Genomic DNA, 5414 nt, shown 5'->3' on the forward strand with positions numbered 1-5414 from the left:
TGATGAATTCGATGACGTACAAAGGCTATTTCGCGCGAGTTGAATTCGATGCGCGTGAGAACATTTTTGTCGGGCGTGTGCTCGGCGTTTCCGAACGGATCAGCTTCCACGGGGAAACGGTGACCGAACTAACCGATGATTTTCATCAGGCGGTCGATCACTACCTGGAAGACTGCGCGAAAACCGGACGCGATCCGCAAAAGCCCGCGTCCGGCAAGTTAATGCTGCGCATTCGGCCCGAGGTGCACGCCGCGGTCGGGATCGCCGCGGCCGCTGCTGGCAAGAGCATCAACCAATGGGTCGACGAAGTGCTGGCGCGTGCGGCGCACGCCTGAAACAGCGTCAACCATCCGCGCCGCGTATTCGTCACGTGTGACGTGGAACGCCAACCATTCGACACCCACGCTCCAGACAAGCTGCCGCCCTCGCTCCTTATCGCCCGCTTTCAATCTCGGGCATCGGCGCGAATAGTGCGTCGAGATCGTCGTCCGAGAACTTGGTGGCGCCGGCGGCGTCTTCGGAGAGAATGCTGTCGGCGAGTCCCGCCTTCTGCTCCTGCAACGCCACAATCTTTTCCTCGATGCTACCCGCGGCAATCAGCTTGTAGACAAACACCGGCTTGTCCTGCCCCAGCCGATGCGCACGGTCGGTCGCCTGATTCTCGGCAGCCGGATTCCACCACGGGTCGTAGTGAATCACCGTGTCGGCGGCGGTCAGGTTCAAGCCCACGCCGCCGGCCTTCAGGCTGATCAGGAACAGCGGCACCTCGCCCTGCTGGAAGCGTTCGACCGGCGTGACGCGGTCCGCCGTGTCGCCGGTCAGGATGACATAGGGAATCGCGGCTTCCTCGAGCGCCTCTGCAATCAGCGCCAACATGCCGGTGAACTGCGAGAACAGCAACACGCGCCGTCCTTCCTCGATCAATTCAGGCAGCATGGACAGCAGCAAATCGAGCTTGGCCGAACGCGTGACGCGCACGCTCTTCTCTGCTTTGTCGGCTTTCTCCGCCTTGCTCGCTTTGCCGCGTTTTTCAGTTGGTTTTTCGGCCGGCTCGTCCGGGTTCTCGTCGACCTTGATTTTCCGCACGAGACGCGGATCGCAGCAAACCTGGCGCAGCTTCAGCAACGCGTCGAGCACGATAATGTGGCTGCGCGCGAGGCCCTGCGCACTGACCGCCGCACGCACCCGCTCCTGCATTGCCGTACGCACCGTTTCGTAGAGATCGCGCTGCGCGCCTTCCAGATCGACCGAACAGACGATCGTGGTCTTGGCCGGCAACTCCTTCGCCACCTCGTCCTTCCGACGGCGCAGCATGAACGGCCGGATGCGGCGCGCCAGCAACGCGCGGCGCACACCGTCGCCGTTCTTCTCGATAGGATTGCGCCAGCGTTTGGTGAAATCTTTCTGGCTGCCAAGAAAGCCCGGCAACAGAAAGTCGAACTGCGACCACAACTCGCCGAGGTGATTCTCCAGCGGCGTCCCCGTCAAACACAGCCGATGCCGTGCGCGCAAGCCGCGAATCGCCTGCGCGGCTTTGGTGGTCGCATTCTTGACGTACTGTGCCTCGTCGAGGATCAGCAGGTGATAGTCGTGCTCGGCGAGCACCTTCTGATCGCGCCACAACAGCGCATAAGTCGTGAGAATCAGTTCGTGCTCGCGGATCTGCTCGAAACGCTCCTTGCGCTGCGGGCCGTTCAATACCAGGACTTTCAGATCGGGCGCGAAGCGCCGCGCTTCCTCGCGCCAGTTGTGCACGAGCGTGGTCGGCACGACGATCAGCGCGGGACGGTCGAGCCGTCCGGCTTCTTTCTCCGCGAGAATGTGCGCGAGCGTCTGCACGGTCTTGCCGAGACCCATGTCGTCGGCCAGCACGCCGGCCAGATCGTGCTCGCGCAGAAACTGCATCCAGTTCAGACCCTGCTGCTGATACGCGCGCAGCTCCGCCTTCAGGCCGCGCGGCACCGGCACCTCACGCAAACCGGGACCAGCCTGCAGACGTCGCGCCAACTGGCGGATCGAATCGTCGCCCTGGAATTGCCAACGGCCCGTGCTGTTCAATGCTTCGAGCCGGCCCGCATCGACCGAAGGCACGCGCAGCGGCGCGCCGTCGGCCAACGCACCGCCGAGTGCGTCGAACAGGTCGACCAGCACGCGCACCACCGGTTTGAGGCGGTCGGCACGCAGACGCAGACGCTTGTTTTCCTCGGTCTTCAGTTCGATCGGCTCGTGATCGGCGATGGCTTCGAGCGCGCCGCCGAGCCAGCGCCGGTCGCGCCGGAACAGATCGGCGAGCAGCGGCTCGAGCCGCACATTGCGTTCGCCGATGCGAATGCCCATCTCCAGATCGAACCAGCCGTCGCCGGCCTGCTGCGCGGTGCCGTCGATCGCGTCGATCTCGATGATGTTGTAGCGGAACTCCGGCGCCATCGTCACGCGCCAGCCCTTGCTGACGAGCTCAGGCACGGCGTCGTTGACGAAGGCGGACCAGGATTCGGCGTCGGGCAGGCCGAGCATCGTGTCAGGCAGAAGACGCGACGCGTACACACGGCTAGTCGGGACCTTCTGCAGCCCGGTCTTGCGCAGTTCGAGCAGGCGTTTCTTTTCGGCTTCGTAGCGTCGGCGGATATGGATGACGTCGCCGCCGGGCACCGGCACGAGCGTGACGCTGCTGTCGACGTTGATGCTGACGCCGTCGTAGTCGAAGCTGACGCCGGCCAGTTCAACCGCCTCGGACTTGCGCTGCCCGGCCTTGACCGCGGACGGCAGCGCATGGCTGTTGAGCGTGAGCACCGGCACGGGATCGACGTCGATCACGCGGATCGAGGAAGTGTCGTGCGTAGGCGGCAGCGGCAGATCGGGCGCGATCTCGCGCAACACCGAGGCGACCAGCGGCGCTTCTGCGAGCGAGATCGGCGGCATGGCGAGGTAATCGGGCAACTGCTGGAACGGCAACGATGACTCGACGATGCCCGCTTCATTCGCGACGCCATCCACGTACCAGATCGGCTCGGTGGGCAGCACCATGGTGGCGCGCGGCTCGGTGCACAGCACGGGCCGCAGGCGCTCGTCCGCCAGCGGCTCCCATTCGATCCGCCCTGGCCGGTCGGCTCCGCGCGACAGCGGAGTCGGCCCCTCGTGGCCGGGCGCCGGTTTGAGCTCGAAGAACAGGCGTCCGGTGGCGATCAGCTTTTGCAGCATCTCCGCGCCGCCCGTCCCGCGCAGAATGAACTGACCGAAGTCCTCGCGGGAACGGCCCAGCCACAGGCCGCGCAGGATCGACAGGTCTTCGTCGGAGACGAATTTGGGTTGCTTGAGCAGGGCCGCTTCCACATTGCCCCACGGCTCGTCGACTTCGACAATCGTTCCGTCCGGATTGCAACGCGCCCGGTACAACACGACCTCATGACGCATGTGGAAGTTGGACCAGTTCAGGAGGTAGGCCAGCGTTTGGGTGCGCGCGGCGCCTGCCTTCTGGGCAAGCGCATCGGCAGCCTCGGCGCGCGCGCGAAAACGCTCCAGCCAGCTGACCAGTTCGGGGCGTACGCCGGACGGCGACCGCACCGCGTTTGCCGGCCGTATCCGAGGGTCACTGACAGACGGATGCTCATCGGACTCGATGTCGACGTTGGTGATGTGGTCCATCTCGTCGTGATAGTCGAGTTCGGCGAGCAGCAACGCGGCGACATGCTTGCAGTTGCGGCCGACTGGGCAACTGCAGTCGCTCTGTGCCCACGGTGCGCCGCCATCGGTACGAAAGCGCACTCGCGTGTGGTAGGGCAATACCCGTGTGCCTTGCACGTAGCCGCTGAGCGTGGCGCCGTGCCATTTCACATTCGTCACGGCGCCGACCGAACGCGCCTTGGCGACAGTCTGGTCACCGAGCCATTCCGTAATCCGTTCCCGATCAAAGAAAACTGACGACATCAGGGTCCATTCCTTTTCAAGCCGGCGAGGCTGCTATCCGCGGATCCAGATGCAGCGCGCCGGGCGACCAATGACGCCTGTCCGCGCAGTTCCAGTCCAGCATGGATTGCCGTGGTAACCCGCCATTTTACGCGTTGGACGCAATTGGCTGTGGAGAGGGGTTTGGGAGGCCGTCGGGGGCGGGAAAGCCGGGTTTGCTCCGCCTGGTTGGCTCCGCCTGGTTTGCTCGGCCTGGTTTGCTCGGCCTGGTTTGCTCGGCCTGGTTGGCTCGGCTCGATCTGGCCGGGACGCAGGGGCCAATGGGTCCGCGCTCTCCCCAGCCCGCGGTCCACTTAAGTGTTGGTCACGCCGCGAAGCATCGCCATTCAGCGGGCCGGCAGCCTTATCGCGAGCGGCCGATCGCAGAATGGCCTGCACCGCCGTCTTCGCCACCTGACTCTGCATTGCCGCTCGCAAACGCCCCAACACTAACTTCCAGCCCAGCGGCAGCAAACACTTGCGCCAGCGCGGGAGCCGGCGCCTCATCGGTCACCAGCAGATCGACCGCATCCGGGCCGAAAGCATGTACCAGCGCGCTGTGACCGAATTTCGCATGATCCGCCGCGACCACGCGCCGCTCAGCCTGCGCAAAGGCGGCGAGCGAAAACGCCACGTCGGCCGGCAGCGCGTCCATGAAGCGGCCCTGCATGTCGACGGCGGTGACCGAGACGATCGCGTAGCGCACGTGGAACTGCCGCAGAAAGGTCAGTACGCTGTCGCCGAAGGCGGCGGAGTCGTCGGCACGCAGTTCACCGCCTGCGATAAACACCCGATTGCCGTTGCGCGGCGCGAGCACGCGGGCCACTTCGATGGAATTGGTTACCACTGTGAGCCGCGAGCGCGCCGTCAGTGCCTGCGCGATATGCAGACAGGTGGTGCCGCCCTCGAGGATCAGCGAGTCGCCGTCCCGCACGAGTTCGCCGATGCGCGCACCGATCGCCTGCTTGCCCGCGCGGCTTGCCACCATGCGCCGCTGGAACGGCGGCTCGTCGAGGCGCTCGGGCAGCATGATGCCGCCGTGGACCTTGATGAGCAGACCATCGGCGATCAGCGGTTTGATATTGCGGCGGATCGTCTCGTCGGAAACCTCGAAGCGGCCGGCGAGATCAGTGATCGTGCAGGTGCGTTGCTCGCGCACGAGCCGCAGGATTTCGGCTTGGCGTTGAGTGGAGAACATGGAGCGGAATCCGGGACGGTGGCGGCCAGTTTAGCAAACACCTCATGGTTCACCAAGAAATCTCAACGCATTTCCATACAATCCCACACACCTACGTTAAAGCTCCCCCGCTTTCACTTCCGCCAGTGTTTGACCTGTTTTGGTCCCCTTGCCGCCCCATCTGGATTCGTTGCTTTTTGCCAGATTTTGTTGCAATCTACCACGGTCAACTCAACCAATTTCCACACATGTCCACATCGATCCCCCTGCAGGCCCGCGTCGTCATCATCGGGGG

At 64.2% G+C, this 5414-nt stretch carries 3 protein-coding genes; 1 reads left to right on the top strand and 2 read right to left on the bottom strand.

The genetic code is table 11. The features are described from left to right. Positions 1–2 precede the first annotated feature (2 nt). A complete protein-coding gene (locus tag QOC89_RS12985) occupies positions 3–335 on the top strand; it encodes a type II toxin-antitoxin system HicB family antitoxin (protein ID WP_323045376.1) in 333 nt (110 codons plus the stop codon). Between the two features lie 97 nt (positions 336–432). Here QOC89_RS12985 and QOC89_RS12990 read toward each other — a convergent pair whose 3' ends face one another. Both QOC89_RS12990 and QOC89_RS12995 read right to left on the bottom strand, forming a co-directional pair. Beyond that, positions 433–3924, bottom strand: a complete 3492-nt coding sequence (locus tag QOC89_RS12990; protein ID WP_323045377.1) for a DEAD/DEAH box helicase — start codon at positions 3922–3924, stop codon at positions 433–435. Positions 3925–4306: 382 nt separating this feature from the next. After that, positions 4307–5140 (bottom strand): DeoR/GlpR family DNA-binding transcription regulator, encoded by an 834-nt coding sequence (locus tag QOC89_RS12995; protein ID WP_323045378.1) that lies wholly within the window; start codon positions 5138–5140, stop codon positions 4307–4309. Between the last annotated feature and the right edge of the window lie 274 nt (positions 5141–5414).

The organism is Paraburkholderia sp. (genome assembly GCF_034668105.1).
Taxonomy (GTDB): domain Bacteria; phylum Pseudomonadota; class Gammaproteobacteria; order Burkholderiales; family Burkholderiaceae; genus Paraburkholderia.

Coding starts and splice junctions, on each gene's coding strand:
- QOC89_RS12985 (WP_323045376.1), top strand. CDS start 3: ATGAATTCGATGACGTACAAAGGCTATTTCGCGCGAGTTGAATTCGAT.
- QOC89_RS12990 (WP_323045377.1), bottom strand. CDS start 3,924: ATGTCGTCAGTTTTCTTTGATCGGGAACGGATTACGGAATGGCTCGGT.
- QOC89_RS12995 (WP_323045378.1), bottom strand. CDS start 5,140: ATGTTCTCCACTCAACGCCAAGCCGAAATCCTGCGGCTCGTGCGCGAG.